Annotated in this window: 18 protein-coding genes and 1 pseudogene (1 of these 19 only partly in view); 13 read left to right on the top strand and 6 right to left on the bottom strand. The window is 70.7% G+C overall.

What is annotated here, in order from left to right:
* Window positions 1–22: 22 nt before the first annotated feature.
* The 8 genes from MNO14_RS15330 (at window position 23) to MNO14_RS15295 (ending at window position 7288) form a co-directional block, all read left to right on the top strand.
* Window positions 23–1282, top strand: coding sequence for an MFS transporter (locus tag MNO14_RS15330; protein WP_241944542.1), 1260 nt, complete (start codon window positions 23–25; stop codon window positions 1280–1282).
* 19 nt (window positions 1283–1301) lie between these two features.
* Entirely contained in the window at window positions 1302–1511 is a 210-nt protein-coding gene (locus MNO14_RS15325; RefSeq protein WP_241944541.1) for a tautomerase family protein, read from the top strand.
* Window positions 1508–2287, top strand: coding sequence for a fumarylacetoacetate hydrolase family protein (locus MNO14_RS15320; RefSeq protein ID WP_241944540.1), 780 nt, complete (start codon window positions 1508–1510; stop codon window positions 2285–2287). The genes MNO14_RS15325 and MNO14_RS15320 overlap by 4 nt, the downstream gene beginning before the upstream one ends.
* 58 nt (window positions 2288–2345) lie before the next feature.
* Window positions 2346–3290 (top strand): acetaldehyde dehydrogenase (acetylating), encoded by a 945-nt coding sequence (locus tag MNO14_RS15315; RefSeq protein ID WP_241944539.1) that lies wholly within the window; start codon window positions 2346–2348, stop codon window positions 3288–3290.
* Window positions 3287–4333 (top strand): 4-hydroxy-2-oxovalerate aldolase, encoded by a 1047-nt coding sequence (gene dmpG / locus MNO14_RS15310; protein ID WP_241944538.1) that lies wholly within the window; start codon window positions 3287–3289, stop codon window positions 4331–4333. The genes MNO14_RS15315 and dmpG overlap by 4 nt, the downstream gene beginning before the upstream one ends.
* Window positions 4330–5118, top strand: a complete 789-nt coding sequence (gene dmpH, locus MNO14_RS15305; protein WP_241944537.1) for a 2-oxo-3-hexenedioate decarboxylase — start codon at window positions 4330–4332, stop codon at window positions 5116–5118. Before dmpG ends, dmpH begins: the two co-directional genes overlap by 4 nt.
* 87 nt (window positions 5119–5205) lie before the next feature.
* Window positions 5206–6591: a DcaP family trimeric outer membrane transporter gene (locus tag MNO14_RS15300; RefSeq protein ID WP_241944536.1), complete on the top strand. Its 1386-nt coding sequence runs from the start codon at window positions 5206–5208 to the stop codon at window positions 6589–6591.
* A gap of 106 nt (window positions 6592–6697) precedes the next feature.
* Window positions 6698–7288: an LON peptidase substrate-binding domain-containing protein gene (locus tag MNO14_RS15295; RefSeq protein WP_241944535.1), complete on the top strand. Its 591-nt coding sequence runs from the start codon at window positions 6698–6700 to the stop codon at window positions 7286–7288.
* Here the strand turns inward: MNO14_RS15295 and MNO14_RS15290 are convergent.
* Window positions 7265–9277 carry a bifunctional DedA family/phosphatase PAP2 family protein gene (locus tag MNO14_RS15290; protein WP_241944534.1) on the bottom strand — a complete coding sequence of 671 codons (2013 nt, stop codon included), beginning with the start codon at window positions 9275–9277 and terminating at the stop codon, window positions 7265–7267. The genes MNO14_RS15295 and MNO14_RS15290 overlap by 24 nt on opposite strands.
* Window positions 9278–9371: 94 nt before the next feature.
* Here MNO14_RS15290 and MNO14_RS15285 point away from each other — a divergent pair, with 94 nt between their 5' ends.
* The gene (locus MNO14_RS15285) at window positions 9372–10043 is read left to right on the top strand and encodes a serine/threonine protein kinase (RefSeq protein WP_241944533.1); all 672 of its coding nucleotides are present in this window, start codon (window positions 9372–9374) and stop codon (window positions 10041–10043) included.
* Window positions 10040–10546, top strand: a pseudogene (locus MNO14_RS15280) (DUF2867 domain-containing protein). The gene MNO14_RS15285 and the pseudogene MNO14_RS15280 overlap by 4 nt, the downstream one beginning before the upstream one ends.
* A 25-nt stretch (window positions 10547–10571) precedes the next feature.
* Here MNO14_RS15280 and MNO14_RS15275 read toward each other — a convergent pair.
* Complete coding sequence (locus MNO14_RS15275) at window positions 10572–11300, bottom strand: hypothetical protein (RefSeq protein ID WP_241944532.1); 729 nt, start codon at window positions 11298–11300, stop codon at window positions 10572–10574.
* 104 nt (window positions 11301–11404) lie between these two features.
* Between MNO14_RS15275 and MNO14_RS15270 the strand changes: the two genes are divergently transcribed.
* Together MNO14_RS15270 and MNO14_RS15265 are read left to right on the top strand one after the other, a co-directional pair.
* On the top strand, window positions 11405–12220 hold the full coding sequence (locus MNO14_RS15270) for an NAD(P)-dependent oxidoreductase (RefSeq protein ID WP_241944531.1): 816 nt from the start codon (window positions 11405–11407) through the stop codon (window positions 12218–12220).
* A gap of 104 nt (window positions 12221–12324) precedes the next feature.
* Entirely contained in the window at window positions 12325–13551 is a 1227-nt protein-coding gene (locus MNO14_RS15265; RefSeq protein ID WP_241944530.1) for an acetylornithine transaminase, read from the top strand.
* A 44-nt stretch (window positions 13552–13595) separates the two neighbouring features.
* On the opposite strand, the gene MNO14_RS15260 is transcribed toward MNO14_RS15265, so the two are convergent.
* The 3 genes from MNO14_RS15260 to thiE are packed head-to-tail and all read right to left on the bottom strand — an operon-like array spanning window position 13596 to window position 16156.
* Window positions 13596–14213: an HAD-IA family hydrolase gene (locus tag MNO14_RS15260; RefSeq protein ID WP_241944529.1), complete on the bottom strand. Its 618-nt coding sequence runs from the start codon at window positions 14211–14213 to the stop codon at window positions 13596–13598.
* A complete protein-coding gene (gene hemL, locus MNO14_RS15255) occupies window positions 14210–15502 on the bottom strand; it encodes a glutamate-1-semialdehyde 2,1-aminomutase (protein ID WP_241944528.1) in 1293 nt (430 codons plus the stop codon). Before hemL ends, MNO14_RS15260 begins: the two co-directional genes overlap by 4 nt.
* Before the next feature lie 24 nt (window positions 15503–15526).
* On the bottom strand, window positions 15527–16156 hold the full coding sequence (thiE, locus tag MNO14_RS15250) for a thiamine phosphate synthase (RefSeq protein ID WP_241944527.1): 630 nt from the start codon (window positions 16154–16156) through the stop codon (window positions 15527–15529).
* 77 nt (window positions 16157–16233) lie between these two features.
* On the opposite strand from thiE, the gene MNO14_RS15245 reads away from it, so the two are divergent.
* The gene (locus MNO14_RS15245; RefSeq protein ID WP_183425332.1) at window positions 16234–16425 is read left to right on the top strand and encodes a rubredoxin; all 192 of its coding nucleotides are present in this window, start codon (window positions 16234–16236) and stop codon (window positions 16423–16425) included.
* 38 nt (window positions 16426–16463) lie between these two features.
* Here MNO14_RS15245 and MNO14_RS15240 read toward each other — a convergent pair whose 3' ends face one another.
* Window positions 16464–16879, bottom strand: the 3' portion of a protein-coding gene (locus tag MNO14_RS15240; protein WP_241946362.1) for a tetratricopeptide repeat protein. Its footprint extends 385 nt past the window's final position; the window shows 416 of its 801 coding nt (coding positions 386–801); its start codon lies off the right edge, out of view — the gene reads right to left on this strand; it ends in the stop codon at window positions 16464–16466.

Here is a 16879-nt window from a genome sequence, read left to right as displayed (position 1 = left end):
AATCGCCTCGGGAGGGCGTGCAATGGCGCAGAACACGACAGGTGCGGGGCAGGAGATCGGCGAGCGCTGGTGGAAGGGCGCGAGCAAGCAGCAATGGCGCGCGTTCAACTCGGCCTATCTGGGCTGGATGCTCGACATCATGGATCTCATGCTGTTCGCGATGGTCATCAAGTACGTGATCGTCGACCTGGGCATGGACAAGTCGTCGGCCGGCCTGGTGATGTCGGCGACGTTGATGGCCACCGCCGCCGGCGGCCTGGTCTTCGGCTTCCTCGCCGACCGGCTCGGCCGGGCGCGCTCGATGATGCTCAGCATCATCTGCTACTCGATCGGCACCGCCCTGTGCGGTCTGGCTGACACCCTCGGCCAGCTGATGCTGTTTAGGATCATCGTCGGCCTGGGCGTCGGCGGCGAATGGTCGGCCGGCTCGGCGCTGGTCAGCGAGACCTGGCCTGCGAAGCATCGCGGCAAGGTCATGGCCTGGGTGCAGAGCGCGTTCGCGGCCGGCTACGCCGCCGCCGCGGTGGTCGCCGCGCTGGTGATCCCGGTCGGTGGCTGGCGCTGGGTGTTCGCGGTCGGCCTGCTGCCGGCGCTGCTGGCGTTCTATGTGCGCCGCCACGTCGAGGAACCGGAGATCTGGCGCAACCAGACCCGGCGGCTGGGCTTTGGTGAGACCGTGCGCGAACTGTTCGGCGGGCCGTTCGCCCGCAATACCTGGATCGGCCTGGCGTTCACGACCGCGGCGATGTGCGGCTACTGGGGGCTGTTCACCTGGATCCCGACCTATCTGGCGACGCCCGTGGCCGACGGCGGCCCGGGACTGGACTTGGTGAAGTCGACGATCTGGATCGTGATCATGCAGGTCGGCGCGGCCGCCGGCTTCATCACCTTCGGATACTTCGCCGACCGCATCGGCCGCAAGAAGGCCTTCCTGCTGTTCTTCCTGGCCTCGGCAGTCGTGGTGCCGGTGTTTGCGACGATCCGCTCGCCCGACATGCTGATGGTGTTCGGCATCGTGGTCGCCTACTTCGGCACCGGCTTCTACAGCGGCTTTGCGCCGACGTTCGCCGAACTGTTCCCGACCTCGATCCGCGCCACCGCGCAGGGCTTCGTCTACAACGGCGGCCGCGCGATCGCGGCGGTCGCGCCGTTCCTGATCGGCTTCATCTCCACCCGTTACGGCGTCGGCAGCGGCCTGGTGACCACGGCGGCGTTCTTCGCGCTGGCCGGCTTGATCGTCTGGCTGTTCCTGCCCGAGACCAAGGGTCGCGAGCTCGCCTGACACCCCTGAAGGACACGCTATGCCCATCATCCAGATCACCCTGGTCGAAGGCCGAGACACCGCCCGCGTGGAGCGCTGCATCCGCGAGGTCGCACGCGTGGCCAGCGAGACGCTGGACGCGCCGCTCGCCTCGATCCGCGTGATGGTCACCGAAGTGCCGGCCAACCGCTTCGCCGTGGGCACCACGCTCAAGAGCGATCCGCCGACGCCCGCCGGGGGGACGGCATGAGCGCCGATCCGACCGTGCATGCCGATGCGCTGCACGCCGCGTTGCGCGAGGCCGCGCCGATTGCGCCGCTGACCGGACGCGTGCAGGGCCTGGACCTCGCCGGTGCCTACGCGATCGCGCAGGCCGGCATCGCCCGGCGCGTGGCCGAGGGCGAACGCGTGGTCGGTCGCAAGATCGGCCTGACCAGCGCCGCCGTGCAGCGCATGCTCGGCGTCGACCAGCCCGACTTCGGCGTGCTGACCGATCGCATGGATCACTCCGACCGCGGTGCGGTCGCGGTGGCCGGCATGATCGCGCCGCGCGCCGAAGGCGAGATCGCATTCCACCTCAAGCGCGACCTGGCCGGCCCTGGCATCGGCCTGCATGACGTGCTGCTGGCGACCGAGTCGGTGTCGGCGTGCTTCGAGATCGTCGACTCGCGCATCCGCGACTGGAAGATCGGCATCCTCGACACCGTCGCCGACAACGCCTCGGCCGCGGCCTTCGTCACTTCGCGCACGCGGGTCGCGCTGCGCGACCTGGACCTGGGCACCTGCGGCATGGTGCTCGAGAAGAACGGCGCGCTGCTGTCCACCGGCGCCGGCGCCGCGGCGCTGGGCTCGCCGCTCAATTGCGTGGTCTGGCTGGCCAATCAGCTCGGGCGCCTGGGCGACGGCCTGCGCGCCGGCGACACCGTGCTCTCCGGTGCGCTGGTCCCGCTGACCCCGGTCGTGCGCGGCGATCACCTGCGCCTGCGGGTCGGCGGCCTCGGCGCGCTGGATCTGCATTTCGACTGACCGACGCCCGTCGCGTCCGCCCTTCCCCACGTCCGTTTCAACGCTTCGAGGAGTCCCCATGCCCGTCAAGGCAGCCGTGATCGGTCCCGGCAACATCGGCACCGATCTGATGATCAAGATCCTGCGCCACGGCCAGCACCTGGCCATGGGCCCGCTGGTCGGCATCGATCCGGCCTCCGACGGCCTGGCGCGCGCGCGTGCGATGGGTGTGCAGACCTGCGACGCGGGCGTCGAGGGGCTGGTCGCCTCGCCGTTGTTCGACGACGTGCAGGTGGTGTTCGACGCCACATCCGCCGGCGCGCACGTGCGCAACGATGCGGTGTTGCGCCAGGCACGGCCGGACATCCGCGTCGTCGACCTCACCCCCGCCGCGATCGGTCCCTATTGCGTGCCGACGGTCAACCTCGACGCGCATATCGACGCGCCGAACGTCAACATGGTCACCTGCGGCGGACAGGCGACGATCCCGATCGTCGCGGCCGTCGCCAGCGTGGCGAAGGTGCACTACGCCGAGATCGTCGCGTCGATCTCCAGCCGCTCCGCAGGACCGGGCACGCGAGCCAACATCGACGAATTCACCGAGACCACCTCGCGCGCGATCGAAGCGGTCGGCGGCGCGCGCAAGGGCAAGGCGATCATCGTGCTCAATCCGGCCGAGCCGCCGCTGCTGATGCGCGATACCGTCTACGTGCTGTCCGACGAGGCCGACACCGCGCGCATCGCCGCGGCGATCGAGGCGATGGTCGCCGACGTGGCGCGCCACGTGCCCGGCTACCGGCTCAAGCAGGCCGTGCAGTTCGAACGCATCGAGCGTCCCTGCAACGTGCCGGGGGTCGGTCCGACGACCGGCCTGAAGACCTCGGTGTTCCTCGAGGTCGAGGGTGCCGCGCATTACCTGCCGGCGTACGCCGGCAACCTCGACATCATGACCTCCGCGGCCCTGGCCACCGGCGAGCGCATCGCCGCGCGCCTGGCGGCCGCGCAGCCGGAGCCGACCCGATGAACGACCGCAAGCTCACCATTTCCGACGTCACCCTGCGCGACGGCTCGCACGCGGTGCGCCACCAGTACACGCTGGACCAGGTGCGCCGGATCGCCGGCGCACTCGACGCTGCGGGCGTGGATTCGATCGAGGTCGCGCACGGCGACGGCCTGCAGGGGGCGTCGTTCAACTACGGCTTCGGCGCGCACAGCGATGTCGAATGGATCGAGGCAGTCGCCGAGACCGTGCAACACGCGAAGGTCGCGACCCTGCTGCTGCCGGGCATCGGCACGGTCCACGATCTGAAGAACGCCCATGCCGCCGGCGCCCGCGTGGTGCGCGTGGCCACCCACTGCACCGAGGCCGACGTCTCGCGTCAGCACATCGAGGCGGCCAATGCCCTGGGCATGGATGCGGTGGGCTTTCTGATGATGAGCCACATGGCCGAACCGGCTGCGCTCGCCGAGCAGGCGAAGAAGATGGAAAGCTACGGCGCCTCGTGCGTGTATGTCGTCGACTCGGGCGGCGCGCTGGGCATGCAGGACGTGCGCGCACGGTTCCGCGCGTTCAAGGACGTGCTCGATCCGCGCACGCAGACCGGCATCCACGCCCACCACAACCTCTCGCTCGGCGTCGCCAATTCGATCGTCGCGGCCGAGGAAGGCTGCGACCGCATCGACGCCAGCCTGGCGGGCATGGGCGCAGGCGCCGGCAATGCGCCGCTCGAAGTGTTCATCGCCGCGGCCTCGCGGTTGGGCTGGCGGCACGGCTGCGACCTGCGCATGCTGATGGACGCCGCCGACGACATCGTTCGCCCGCTGCAGGAGCGTCCGGTGCGCGTCGATCGCGAAACCCTGGCGCTGGGCTATGCCGGCGTGTACTCGAGCTTCCTGCGCCACGCGGAAGCCGCGGCCGAGCGCTTCGGCATCAGCGCGGTCGACATCCTGGTCGAGCTGGGCAAGCGGCGCATGGTTGGCGGCCAGGAAGACATGATCGTCGACGTCGCGCTCGACATGGTGCGCGCGCGCGAAAGTGCCGACGCCCGCCGGGAGGCCACGGCATGAGCCTGTCACCGGAGACGATCGCGCAGCTGGCGACCCTGCTGCACGATGCCGAGCGCGACGTGCGCGACACGGTCAAGATCACCGACGCGCACCCCGACCTGTCGATCGAGGACGCCTACCGCATCCAGGATGCGTTGCGCGCGCACAAGCAGGCGCGCGGTGTGCGCTGCGTCGGCATGAAGATGGGCCTGACCTCGTACGCCAAGATGCAGCAGATGGGCGTCGAGACGCCGATCTACGGCTTTCTGGGCAGCGACAACGCAGTCGATGATGGCGCCGAGATCGAGGCCGCGCGGCTGATCCATCCCAAGGTCGAGGCCGAGATCGCCTTCGTGATGCGCGATGCATTGCAGGGGCCGGGCTGCACGCCCGAGCAGGTCATGGCCGCGACGCTGTGCCTGCTGCCGGCGATCGAGGTCATCGACTCGCGCTACGAGAACTTCCGCTTCGACCTGCCGAGCGTGATCGCCGACAACACCTCGGCCGCGCGCTACGTGATCGGCTCGCGCCCGACCGCGCCGCAGGGCCTCGACCTGGAGACCACGGGTGTGGTGCTGGAGAAGAACGGCCAGGTCGTCGAGGTCGGCGCAGGCGCCGCGGTGCTGGGCAATCCCGCGCTCGCGGTCGCGATGCTGGTCGACATGCTGCACGCCCGCGGCCAGTCGCTGCCGGCCGGCAGCGTCGTGCTCTCGGGCGCGATCACCGCCGCCGTCGCCGTCGAGGCGGGCGACAACGTCCAGGTCCGCATCGACGGACTCGGCTCGACGGGCCTGCGCTTCGTCTGAGCCGCCGCGCCGGCTGATGCGCCGGCGCCGCTGTTTTCGGTCGCCGCCCCAGCCCGGGGCGGGCCGCTGCTTGGGAGAGGGAACCACATGTCCAGATCCAACGCGAAGCGATGGCTGTCGCCGATCGCCCTGGCCGTTGCGGCCGCCTGCATCGCGCCGGTGTCGGCGCAGGACGTCGACGTCGCGGCGGTCGAGGCGCGACTGGGCCAGATGGAGCGCGAGATGCGTGAACTGCGCGCGCTGCTCGACAGCCATCGCGGCACCGCGACGCCTGCGGCTACGCCCGCTGCGGTGCCCGCGACCGCGACCGCCACTGCGACCACGGCGCCCGCGCCTACGGGCAGCGCGACGCCCGCCCGCAACCCGATGATGCCCGGCGCGGCGCCCGGCACCACGTTCTCGTTCGGCGGTTTCATCAAGTTCGATGCGATGACCACGCGCACCAGCGATGGGCAGATCGCCGACGGCTCACCCGGCCGCCTGTTCTACTTCCCCGGCGCCACCCCGGTCGCGGCCGACGGCCAGGGCCAGAGCAGCACCTACAGCGATGTACACGCGCAGTTCTCGCGCTTCTGGCTGGGCGCCGACACCGTCACCGACAGCGGCAAGACGATCAAGGCCTACATCGAGGCCGACATGTACGGCGGCGGCAGCAACGCGTTGGCTGGTAACGAGGTGATCACCAACACCTACGCGCTGACCCTGCGCCAGGCTTACGTCAGCTACAACGGCTGGCTCGCCGGCCAGACGTGGTCGAACTTCCAGGATGTCGCGGCGCTGCCCGACGCGGTCGACTTCACCGGCCCGTCCGAAGGCACCGTCTTCAACCGCCAGGCGCAGTTGCGCTACACGCGCGGCCCGTGGTCGGTCTCGGTGGAGAACCCGCAGACCACGGTGACGCCGTACCTGTCGCGGGCCGCGCGCTTCAACAGCGGCGACGACCGGCTGCCCGACGTCACCGCGCGTTGGATCACCCGCGGCGACTGGGGCCACTTCACCGTCGCCGGGCTGGCGCGTCGCTTCCGCAGTGGCGATGCCAGCACCTCGGGCGCGGCGCTGAGCGTCTCGGGCCGGTTCAACCTCGGCGCCAACGACGACATCCGCTACATGGTCAGCGGCGGCGACGGCATCGGCCGGTATCTCGGCTTCGCGCTCGGCAGCGACACCGTGCTCGACGCCGACGGCCGCCTGCACAGTCAGCGCGGCTACGGCGGCTTCGCCGCATGGCGGCACGCGTTCTCGCCCAAGCTGCGCAGCAATGTCATCTATTCGCTGGCCTCGCTCGACAACGATCCGCTGTTGACCGGCGGCAGCGTCACCGAGCGTGCGCAATCGTTCCGCGTCAACATGATCTATTCGCCGGCCCGCAACCTCGATGTCGGCGGCGAACTGAGCTGGGCCGATCGTCGCCTGGAGAACGGCCTGGAAGGCGATCTGCAGCGCGTGCACACGCACATCAAGTACAGCTTCTGATCGCAAGCACAGCACCTTGCACGCCGGCCAGGCAACGGGCCGGCACGCGGGTGCTTCGCGCCCTGCGCCTCACGCAGGATGACGATTTCATCGTGCAGCCACTAGGATGGCCGGCATGACGACATCCGCGACGCTGCCGCTGTTTCCGCTCGATGCCGTGCTGCTGCCCGGCGCGTCGCTGGCACTGCGTGTGTTCGAGTCGCGCTATCTCGACATGCTCCGCGAATGCGGTCGACGCGACAGCGGCTTCGGTATCTGCCTGATTCTCGAGGGCGGGGAGGTCGGTGGGCCGGCGACGCCGGCCAGCGTCGGCACCGAGGCGGTGATCGAAGACTTCGACACCGGCGTCGATGGCCTGCTGCGGTTGCGCGTGCGCGGCGCGCGACGCTTCCGCGTCGAGCGCACCCGCGTCCGCGACAACGGGCTGGTGGTCGCCGATGTCGACTGGTGCGCCCCCGATCCGCAGATCGAGCTGCAGCCCGAACATGCCCTGCTGGGTGTGGTGCTGCGCAAGATCCTCGAACGCATCGACGGCGCCGACCGCGCCTTCCCCGAGCCACGGTTCGACGATGCGGCCTGGGTCGGCTGGCGGTTGGCCGAACTGCTGCCGCTGGCCGCCGCGCAGCGCCAGCAGCTGTTGCAGCAGGACGATCCCGACGTCCGCCTGGAGACGCTACTGCGGCTGGTCGACGACTGAGCCGTCGCCGGCGATGCGCAGCCGCAAGGTCGGTACGCCCGACTGCGGGTGCACGTCCTCGCGCCATTCGAAGCCCGTCAGCACATCGCGCAAGCCGCGATGCACGCCGTGCGCATCGGGCTGCGGCTGCCACAGGCTGAACAGGCCGAACGGTCGGGTCTGCAGCATCGACTGGCTGGTGCCCAGCCACAGCGGTTGGGCATCGTCGAGCTGCACCGGCGCGCGCCACAGGCGCAGGACCTCGATCCGGGATTCGTCGGTGACCCGACGCATCAACAGCGATTCGGCATTGGCGTCGAGTGTGGCCGGCAGCACCGGCTTGTCGTCGGCGGGCACATCGTCGTCGAGCAGGTTGAGCACCTGCATCCAGTCGGCCTGCGGCTGCACCTGCCAGCCTTGCGCCTGGAGCCGGGCCTGCAGCGGCGCCAGCGGGCCGGCGACCTGCAGATCCAGCGGCCAGCGGTGGGCCGGGTCGCGCTCGCGCAGCTGGCCGGGCAGCTGCGCCCAGTCGCGCGCCCACCAGTCGCCGACCGCCAACGTCCGCGCCGGCGGGGCGGCGACCAAGCGTGCCAGTAGCGGATCGACTGCGCGCGGCGCATGCCACAGCGCGGCCAGCACGAAGGTGACGTAGAAGATCGTCGCCACCGGACGCATCCAGAATGAGCGGTCCACGTGGCGGCGATAGGCGATGCCCAGCACCAGCAGCCAGACGATGCCCAGCAGCATGCCGCCGACGATGTCGCTGAGCCAATGCGCGCCCAGGTACAACCGCGCGAAGCCCAGCACCGCGACCACCGCGCCTGACACCAGGTACGGCCAGACCCGCGAGCGCCCGGGCAGCTCGCGTGCGATCAGCACCGCGAAGAAGCCGAAGACGATCGTCGCCATCGTGATCTCGACCGCGGGGAAGCCAAAGCCGCCGTGCGCGGTCGGCGGCCTGGGCATGTCGATCACCGCGCCCAGCAGCGCGGTCAGCGCCATGCCGAAGGCCAGAGCCGCCAGCCAGTGCGCCGCGCCCAGCCAGCGGCGCCGCCAGATCAGCCAGCCGAGCGTCAACGCGACCGCCGGACCGAGCACATGCACATCGCCGATCGAGGCCAGGCCGGCCATCAGCCGGTCGGCCAGCGGGTTGCGCAGCTCGTACATGAACTGGAACACGGTCTGGTCGAGCAGCAGCGGCTCGCCGCGCATGATCACTGTCGCCAGCAGCGCGAACCAGGCCCAGCCAATCGCCAGCAGGCAGACCGCCAGGATCGCCAGCGAGGCCGATTCCGGGCGCCGCGGATCGACCAGCGCCACCGCGTAGCGGCCCAGCCGCGGATGCTGGCGGGTCCAGCCGAGCAGGCGGGCGAGCAGGCTGTTGGCGTGCGCGTCGAACCAGCGATAGGTGTAGAGCACGATGGCCCAGGCCAGCGCCAGCACCGCGACCAGCGCGCCGAGCACGATCGCCAGCCGGTCGGCGACCGCGGCGACCGCATCGTAGGACGCGCCGAACAGCCAGCCCGGGGCCAAGAACAGCGCACCCCATGACAGGCAGGCCACGCCGCTGACCGGCAGGTAGCGCCGCAACGGCATCTTCGCGATGCCGGCGATCGCAGGCACGAACGGCCGGATGGCGCCGACGTAGCGTGCGATCAGGATGCTCTTGACGGCATTGCGGCGGAACAGGTTCTCGCCGCGGTCGAGCAATTGCGGAAACTTGTGGAACGGCCACACCGTCCGCAGCCCGTGGCCCCAGCGTCGGCCGACCCAATAGCTCAGCCCGTCGCCGGCCATCGCGCCGAGCGTGGCGCAGGCGACCGCGTACGGGCCGGAGATCTCGCCCAGGCCGATCAGCACGCCGATCGCGAACAGCAGCGGCAGCGCCGGCACGATGGCGCCGAGCACGATGACTGAGTCGCAGAAGGCGATCAGGAAGACGACGATGCCGGCCGCGACCGGGTGGTCGCCGACCCACCCGATGAGGCTATTGAAGAATTCGCTGAGCATCGCGCCATTATGGCAGGGCATCGCGCCCAGCCCGCCGCGTCCCCACCCTCGCGTCGGCCGACGTTAACCCGGGCGCGATCCGTACAATGCGGCCATGTCATCGTCCGCCGACCCCGCCATCGAGCTGCATGCGCTCAAGTCCGACAGCTTCGGCCGCATCGCGTTGATGCGCGGCGCCGACGGCAGCCTGTTCGTGCGCCGGGACCTGCGCCATGTGCCGCTGTGGCTGCGGCTGCCGGCGTGGTGGCTGGCGCGTCGCGAGGCGCGCGGACTGGCCCGCGTGCGCGGCATGGCCGATGTGCCGCAGCTGCTGCGCTGGGACGGGCGGCGGCTCGATCGCAGCTACATGGCTGGCGCGGCGATGTACCAGCGCCCGCCGCACGGCGATCTGGCGTACTTCCGTCACGCGCGGCGGCAACTCCAGGCGTTGCATCGGCGCGGCCTGGCGCACAACGACCTGGCCAAAGAGGCGAACTGGCTGGTGCTCGACGATGGCCGCCCGGCGATCATCGACTTCCAGCTCGCCGTCGTCGGCGATCCGCGTTCGCGTTGGATGCGGCTGCTCGCGCGCGAGGACCTGCGTCACCTGCTCAAGCACAAGCGCACCTATTGCCGCGCCGCGCTCACGCCGGTCGAGCAGCGCCTGCTGCGGCGGCGCTCCTGGGTGCGCGATCTGTGGTTCCGCACCGGCAAGCCGGTCTATCGCGTGGTCACCCGCAAGCTGCTCAAGTGGGAAGATAACGAGGGTCGAGGGCCGAAGCCTTGAAGCCGCGTGTGGTGTCCGGCGTGCCCGATGCACGCATTGCGCTGTATGCGCAGCTGCCCGGCGCCGATTTCCGCCATGCCAGCCGGGTCCAGACTGTACGTGGCGGCCGCACGGCCTTGCAGGCCTATCGCGACTTCGCTGCCGCCGTGCCGGGTTGATTCGACGGCCTGATGGCGGTGCGCAATCGGGGGCTGAGGCTGCTGGGCATGAAGGACCTGGGCGCGCTGCGCGCGGTGCCGTCGGCCGGTACGCCGCGGCCGGGCGAGCGCATCGGTATCTTCACGTTGCAGGCGCTGTGCGACGCGGCAATCGTGCTTGAAGACGACGACCGCCACCTGCGTGTGCAAGTGGCGGTGCAATGGCATGGCGAGGAGATGCTCGAGGTGGCAACGGTCGTGCACGTCCACAATGCGTTCGGGCGTCTGTACATGCAGCCCGTCGCGCCGATCCATCGGCTGATCGTGCCGCACCTGCTCCGGCGGCAGGTGCGCGCCTACACCTGAGCGCGCCGGCGGCTGGCGCGCCCCGTCAGTCGGCCGCGCGCACCGCGACGAGGGTGCGACCGGTGTACTGGCGATCGGCGTCGAAGTCGTAGCCCAACACCAGCGTGCCGAGATCCGCGCAGGCGTGGCAGTTGCGCATCGGTACCTCGAAACGCAACCGCAGGCCGCCGTCGGCCAGGGCCTCGCTGCCGGCGGCCTTGGCCGGCGCGAACGGCATCGCATCGGGATGCGCATCGAGGAACGGCTTGAGCGCGTCGCGCATCCGGCTTGCGCCTGCCGGCAGCACGGCCTCGTCCACGTCCACCGCGTGGCCGTCGGCATCGACCAACCACACGCCCTCGTTGGTATTGGCGCGGAACGGATAGGTGATCTGCGCGTAACCCACACCGTCGACCGAGCGCCAGCCGCTGACGTGGCCGGGGTCGCCGAGTGCGATCAGGCGGGTGGTCGCCGCCAACGCCTCGGGTGAGGCGTCACCGGCCTGCATGGTCGACAGCAGGCAGGCGTCGATCGCCGTCGCGGCGGTGCGGCAAGGCGACAGGTCGCCCTGCCAGACCGAGGCCGGGCCCACCACCAGGTCATCACCGTCGGCGATCGCTTCGGGCGCCATCGGTGCCGGCATCGACCCGGTCTCCGCCGCGGACTGCGCAGCCGGCCGGGCGACCGGGACGTCGCGGTTGGCGGCATCGGGCGCTGCATCGCCGCAGGCGGCCAGCGACAGTGCGAGCAATGCGAGGGCGATAGTGGGGCGCATCGACAGGACCTGTGGCGGAAGGGCCGGCCAGTATCGCGCCGCGGCCTGAATGCGGCCAGCGCCACGCGCATAATGCCTGCGATCTCATCGACCGGACCCCAGACATGCCCACACTCGCCGGCAAGACACTTTTCATCACCGGCGCCTCGCGCGGCATCGGTCTGGCGATCGCGCTGCGCGCTGCGCGCGATGGCGCCAACGTTGCGATCGCCGCGAAGTCGTCGGTGCCCAACCCCAGGTTGCCGGGCACCATCCACAGCGCGGCCGAGGCGGTGAACGCGGCGGGCGGCCGGGGCTTGGCCCTCAAATGCGACATCCGCGACGAGGACCAGGTGCGTGCCGCGGTCGCCGCCACTGTTGACGCCTTCGGCGGCATCGACATCCTGGTCAACAACGCCAGTGCGATCTGGCTGCGCGGCACCCTTGAAACACCGATGAAGCGCTTCGACCTGATGCAGCAGGTCAACGCCCGCGGCAGCTTCCTGTGCGCGCAGGCCTGCCTGCCGCATCTGCTCGCAGCCCCCAATCCGCACATCCTGACCCTGTGCCCGCCGCCGTCGCTCGATCCCAAATGGTGGGCGCCACACACCGGTTACACGCTGGCCAAGATGGGCATGAGCTTCGTCACGCTCGGCCTGGCGGCCGAGTTCGGCCCGCAGGGGGTCGCGGTCAATGCGCTGTGGCCCCGTACGCTGATCGGCACCGATGCCTTGAACATGATTCCCGGGGTCGAACGCGGCAACGGCCGCAGCCCGGCGATCATGGGCGACGCGGCGCACGCGATCCTGGTGCGTCCGGCCGCCGGGTTCCACGGGCAGTTCCTGATCGACGACGAGGTGCTGCGCGAGGCGGGGGTCGAGGACTTCTCGCACTATGCGCTCGATCCCAGCCAGCCCCTGCTGCCCGACCTGTTCCTGTAAGCGCACGCGTGCGCCTTCGCCCCGCTGAGCCCGCGCATCGGCGGTCCTGTCGGCGCCCGAATGCGCGAGAATGCGCGATTCCACTTCCCCTAGATTCCTCTGGCATGAGCACCGCGACCGACGCCCCCCTGTCCTTGGCCCGTTACGTCCTGCCGGTGTACCGGCCGCGCGCGCTTGTGCTCGAACGCGGTCAGGGCTCGCGTCTGTGGGACGACGCCGGCCGCGAGTACGTGGACCTGTCGGCGGGCATCGCCGTGTGCGGCCTTGGCCACAATGATCCCGACCTCGTGGCCGCCCTGGTCGAGCAGGCGGGCAAGCTGTGGCACACCAGCAATGTGTTCTACAGCGCGCCGCCGCTGCAGCTGGCGGCCGAACTGGTCGAGGCCAGCGGCTTCGCCACGCGCGCGTTCCTGTGCAACTCCGGCGCCGAGGCCAACGAGGCGGCGATCAAGCTGGTGCGCAAGTGGGCCGCGGCGCAGGGCCGCAGCCCCGATCGCCGGGTGATCGTCACCTGTCGTGGCAGCTTCCACGGCCGCACCCTGGCCACCGTCACCGCGACCGCGCAGCCCAAGTACCAGGCCGGCTACGAGCCGCTGCCCGGCGGCTTCCGCTACGTCGACTTCAACGACATCGCGCAGCTCGAAGCCGCGATGGCCGGCGGCGACGTCGCCGCGGTGATGCTCGAGCCGGTGCAGGGCGAAGGCGGCGTCATGCCTGCCGCCGAAGGCTACCTGGCGGCCGTGCGCGCGCTGTGCGACCGCCACGACGCGTTGCTGGTGCTCGACGAGATCCAGTCCGGCATGGGACGCACCGGCACGTTGTTCGCATTCGAGCAGGACGGCGCGACGCCCGACATCATGACCTTGGCCAAGGCGCTGGGCGGAGGCTTTCCGATCGGTGCGCTGCTGGCCGGCCCCAAGGTCAGCGAATCGATGCAGTTCGGCGACCACGGCACCACCTTCGGCGGCAATCCATTGGCCGCTGCGGTCGCGCGCGTCGCGCTGCGCAAGCTCGCTTCAAAGCAGATTGCCGAGAACGTCGCGCGCCAGTCCCGCGCGCTGCGCGAAGGCCTGGCCGCGCTCGACGCCGAGTTCCAGGTGTTTTCCCAGGTGCGCGGCCGCGGCTTGATGCTCGGCGCCGTGTTGCGGCCCGAGCACGCCGGAGCGGCCACCGCGATCCTCGACCGCGCCGCGTACCACGGCCTGCTGCTGCTGCAGGCCGGGCCGGACGTGCTGCGCTTCGTGCCGGCGCTCAACATCACCGACCGCGATATCGCCGAAGGGCTGGCGCGCCTGCGCGCCGCGCTGGTCGATCACTTCGCGGCGGGGTGAGATCACCGGCGGGGTGCGCTGCGCTGCCTGCATCGTCTCGTCGGCTAGCCCAGCCCATGCCGCCGCAGCACCCGCCGCAGTGAGCGCGCGTCGTGCACGGTGTCGGCCTGCAGCCCGGCGGCGCGGGCGCCGCGCACGTTGGCGAACAGATCGTCGAGGAACAGCACATCCCGCGCCGCGACGCTGAAATGCGCGAGCGCCAGTTCGAAAATCGCGCGTTCGGGCTTGCGCGCCCGCAACGCGCCGCTGCACAGCACACGGCCGTCGAGCGCCGGGAACAGTGGCGTCACGATGTGACGCATCGCCTCGGCCATCAGCGCACCGTTGTTGCTGAGCACGCCGATCGGCACGCGCTGCGCGACCGACGTCACCAGCGCCAGGACCGCGGGATCCACGCGACTGGAGGCCACGCGCGAGGCGATCCACGCCGCCTCGTCGATCGTGCAATCGAGTGCGTCGCCGAGCTGCAGCAGGTAGGCCGCGGTGTCGATCGCGCCGCTGTCGTAGGCGCGCTCCAGGCCCGACTCGAACAGTGCGGCGGCGACCCGGGCGGGCGCGCACCCCGCGACCCGCGCCAAGTCACGCAGGCGCGCCTCGTGCGCGTAATGTGCGAGCACGCCGTCGAAGTCGAACAGCACCAGCCGCGGCAGCGTCGGGCTCACGCGGCGATGTCGGCGAACGCCTCCCGGGCCGCGGCGATCGTCGCGTCGATCACATCGGCATCGTGCGCCGCGGACAGGAACCCGGCCTCGAACGCCGAGGGCGCGAGGAACACACCGCGTTCGAGCATGCCGTGGAAGAAGCGGTTGAAGGCCGCGGTGTCGCAGGCGACGGCTTGCGCGTAGGTGTCGACACGCGGCTGGTCGGTGAAGAACAGGCCGAACATCGCGCCGACGCGGGTGGTCGTGAACGGCACGCCGGCTTCGCGCGCGGCTGCCTCCAGGCCGTCGCACAGCGTGTGCGTCGCCGCCTCGAGCGCGGCGTGGAAGCCCGGCTCGGAAATCAGGTCGAGCATTGCCAGCCCGGCCGCCATCGCGACCGGATTGCCGCTCAGTGTGCCGGCCTGGTAGATCGGGCCGGCAGGCGCGATCTGTTCCATCAACGCGCGCCGGCCGCCGTAGGCGCCCACCGGCATGCCGCCGCCGATGATCTTGCCGAACGTGCTCAGGTCCGGCGTCACGCCATAGCGCGCCTGCGCGCCGCCGAGCGCGACGCGGAAACCGGTCATCACCTCGTCGAAGATCAGCAACGCACCGTACTGCGTGCATAACGCGCGCAGGTGCTGCAGATAGCCCTCGCGCGGCGGCAGGCAGTTGGCGTTGCCGACCACCGGCTCGATGATCAGCCCGGCGATCTGGTCGCCGGCGCGCGCGAACAACTCGGTGGCGGCGTCGAAGTCGTTGTAGGGCAGGGTCAGCGTGAGGTCGGCCAGCGCCTTGGGCACACCCGGCGAGGTCGGCACGCCGAAGGTCAGCGCGCCGCTGCCGGCCTTGACCAGGAACGAATCGCCGTGGCCGTGGTAGCAGCCCTCGAACTTCACGATGCAGCTGCGACCGGTCGCCCCGCGCGCCAGACGGATCGCCGACAGCGTGGCCTCGGTGCCCGAGTTGACCATGCGCACCATCTCGCAGGAGGGCACCAGCGCGGTGATGCGCTCGGCCATCGTGACCTCCGCCGGGCACGGCGCGCCGAAGGACAGGCCGTCGCCGATCGCGCGCTTGACCGCCTGCCGCACCTGCGGGTGGTTGTGGCCGACGATCATCGGGCCCCACGAGCCGACGTAGTCGATGTAGCGGTTGTCGTCGACGTCGAACAGGTACGGGCCATCGGCGCGCTGCACGAAGAACGGCTCGCCGCCCACGGATTTGAACGCGCGCACCGGCGAGTTGACGCCTCCGGGCAGCAGCGTGCGGGCGCGGGCGAACAGGGCTAGCGAACGGGCGGTATCCATGACGACTCCAGAGAAGGGGCGGGCTCAGAGCCCGAAGCAGGCGCGGTAGGCGCGTGCGGCGCCGGCGGGGTGCGGCGCATCGAAGACGCCGCTGACGACGGCGACCAGATCCGCGCCGGCCGCGATGAGCGTGCGCGCATTGTCCGGGGTGATGCCGCCGATCGCCACCCGCGGCACGCCCAGCGCGGCGGCCTCGCGCAGCAGTGCGGGACGTGCGCGCCGCGCCGCCGGCTTGGTGGGCGAGGGGTAGAAGCTGCCGAAGGCGACGTAGCTGGCGCCGGCCTCGACCGCGCGCACCGCCAGGGCACCGTCGTCGTAGCAGGACGCACCGAGGATCGCCTGCGTCCCCAGCGCCGTTCGTGCCTCGACGAGCGCGCCGTCGTCTTCGCCCAGATGCGCACCGTCGGCGCCGAGCTCGGCCGCCAGCCGCCAGTCGTCGTTCACCAGCAACGGCACGCCGGTGGCCCGGCACAGCGCCAACAATGCGCTGGCCTGCTCCCGGCGCAGCGCCGCGTCGGCGCGTTTGTTGCGGTACTGCAGCCAGGTCGCATGCGGCAGCACGCTGGCGACGCGCGCCAGCAGCCGCGCAGTGTCGATCTCGTCGGGTGTGAGCAGGTACAGCCCGCGCGGCGGCTCGGTCGGGGAAGCGTTCATCGGCATGGGTTCCGGTCCACGGGACGCGATGGGACAATGCGGCTCCGGACCGACACCGCTGCAGCCGCCATTATCCGATGAACGACACATCGACGCAGACCGCCTACCGCACCTGGATGTGTGTGGTCTGCGGCTTCCTTTACGACGAGGCCGCAGGCCTGCCCGACGAAGGCATCGCGCCGGGGACGCGCTGGGAGGATGTGCCCGAGACCTGGACCTGTCCCGACTGCGGCGTCACCAAGGATGACTTCGAGATGATGGTGCTCTGAACCGCACAGCGGCATGCCGGCCACACGTTCGCGGCCGGTCAGTGCGCGCGATGGCGACGCAGGCCCGCCTCGACCAGCCGTTCGCGGATCACATCGGCGTCCTCGGCCTCGGGGGCCGCCTGCAGGTAGCGCGTCAGGTCCTCGCGCGCCCCCGGCACGTGTCCCAGGGCCAGATAGGCGAGTCCGCGATCGCGCAGTGCATCGCACGTGCCTGGATGCAGGGTCAGCAGTCGATCGGCGCAACGCGCCGCACGTGCCCAGTCGCCCGCCTCGCGATAGCCCGCATGCAGATTGCGCAGGACCCGCATCACCGTCGCGCGTGCCGTGGCCGGGCGCAGCAGCGCGGCCAGTGCGTCGTCGTCGGGCGGTATCCCGCCCAGATGCGCCGCCGCCCGCAGGCGCAACTCGTCGATGTCCAGCGGGCGCCCGCCGTTGAACGGGTCCATGACCAGCA

It is taken from the genome of Luteimonas sp. S4-F44, from assembly GCF_022637415.1.
Lineage (GTDB): Bacteria > Pseudomonadota > Gammaproteobacteria > Xanthomonadales > Xanthomonadaceae > Luteimonas.
This window is presented reverse-complemented; position numbering and strand designations above follow the sequence as displayed.

Excerpts from the sequence above, each read along its gene's own strand:
- MNO14_RS15330 (WP_241944542.1), top strand. The coding sequence starts at position 23 with ATGGCGCAGAACACGACAGGTGCGGGGCAGGAGATCGGCGAGCGCTGG.
- MNO14_RS15325 (WP_241944541.1), top strand. The coding sequence starts at position 1,302 with ATGCCCATCATCCAGATCACCCTGGTCGAAGGCCGAGACACCGCCCGC.
- MNO14_RS15320 (WP_241944540.1), top strand. The coding sequence starts at position 1,508 with ATGAGCGCCGATCCGACCGTGCATGCCGATGCGCTGCACGCCGCGTTG.
- MNO14_RS15315 (WP_241944539.1), top strand. The coding sequence starts at position 2,346 with ATGCCCGTCAAGGCAGCCGTGATCGGTCCCGGCAACATCGGCACCGAT.
- dmpG (WP_241944538.1), top strand. The coding sequence starts at position 3,287 with ATGAACGACCGCAAGCTCACCATTTCCGACGTCACCCTGCGCGACGGC.
- dmpH (WP_241944537.1), top strand. The coding sequence starts at position 4,330 with ATGAGCCTGTCACCGGAGACGATCGCGCAGCTGGCGACCCTGCTGCAC.
- MNO14_RS15300 (WP_241944536.1), top strand. The coding sequence starts at position 5,206 with ATGTCCAGATCCAACGCGAAGCGATGGCTGTCGCCGATCGCCCTGGCC.
- MNO14_RS15295 (WP_241944535.1), top strand. The coding sequence starts at position 6,698 with ATGGCCGGCATGACGACATCCGCGACGCTGCCGCTGTTTCCGCTCGAT.
- MNO14_RS15290 (WP_241944534.1), bottom strand. The coding sequence starts at position 9,277 with ATGCTCAGCGAATTCTTCAATAGCCTCATCGGGTGGGTCGGCGACCAC.
- MNO14_RS15285 (WP_241944533.1), top strand. The coding sequence starts at position 9,372 with ATGTCATCGTCCGCCGACCCCGCCATCGAGCTGCATGCGCTCAAGTCC.
- MNO14_RS15275 (WP_241944532.1), bottom strand. The coding sequence starts at position 11,300 with ATGCGCCCCACTATCGCCCTCGCATTGCTCGCACTGTCGCTGGCCGCC.
- MNO14_RS15270 (WP_241944531.1), top strand. The coding sequence starts at position 11,405 with ATGCCCACACTCGCCGGCAAGACACTTTTCATCACCGGCGCCTCGCGC.
- MNO14_RS15265 (WP_241944530.1), top strand. The coding sequence starts at position 12,325 with ATGAGCACCGCGACCGACGCCCCCCTGTCCTTGGCCCGTTACGTCCTG.
- hemL (WP_241944528.1), bottom strand. The coding sequence starts at position 15,502 with ATGGATACCGCCCGTTCGCTAGCCCTGTTCGCCCGCGCCCGCACGCTG.
- thiE (WP_241944527.1), bottom strand. The coding sequence starts at position 16,156 with ATGAACGCTTCCCCGACCGAGCCGCCGCGCGGGCTGTACCTGCTCACA.
- MNO14_RS15245 (WP_183425332.1), top strand. The coding sequence starts at position 16,234 with ATGAACGACACATCGACGCAGACCGCCTACCGCACCTGGATGTGTGTG.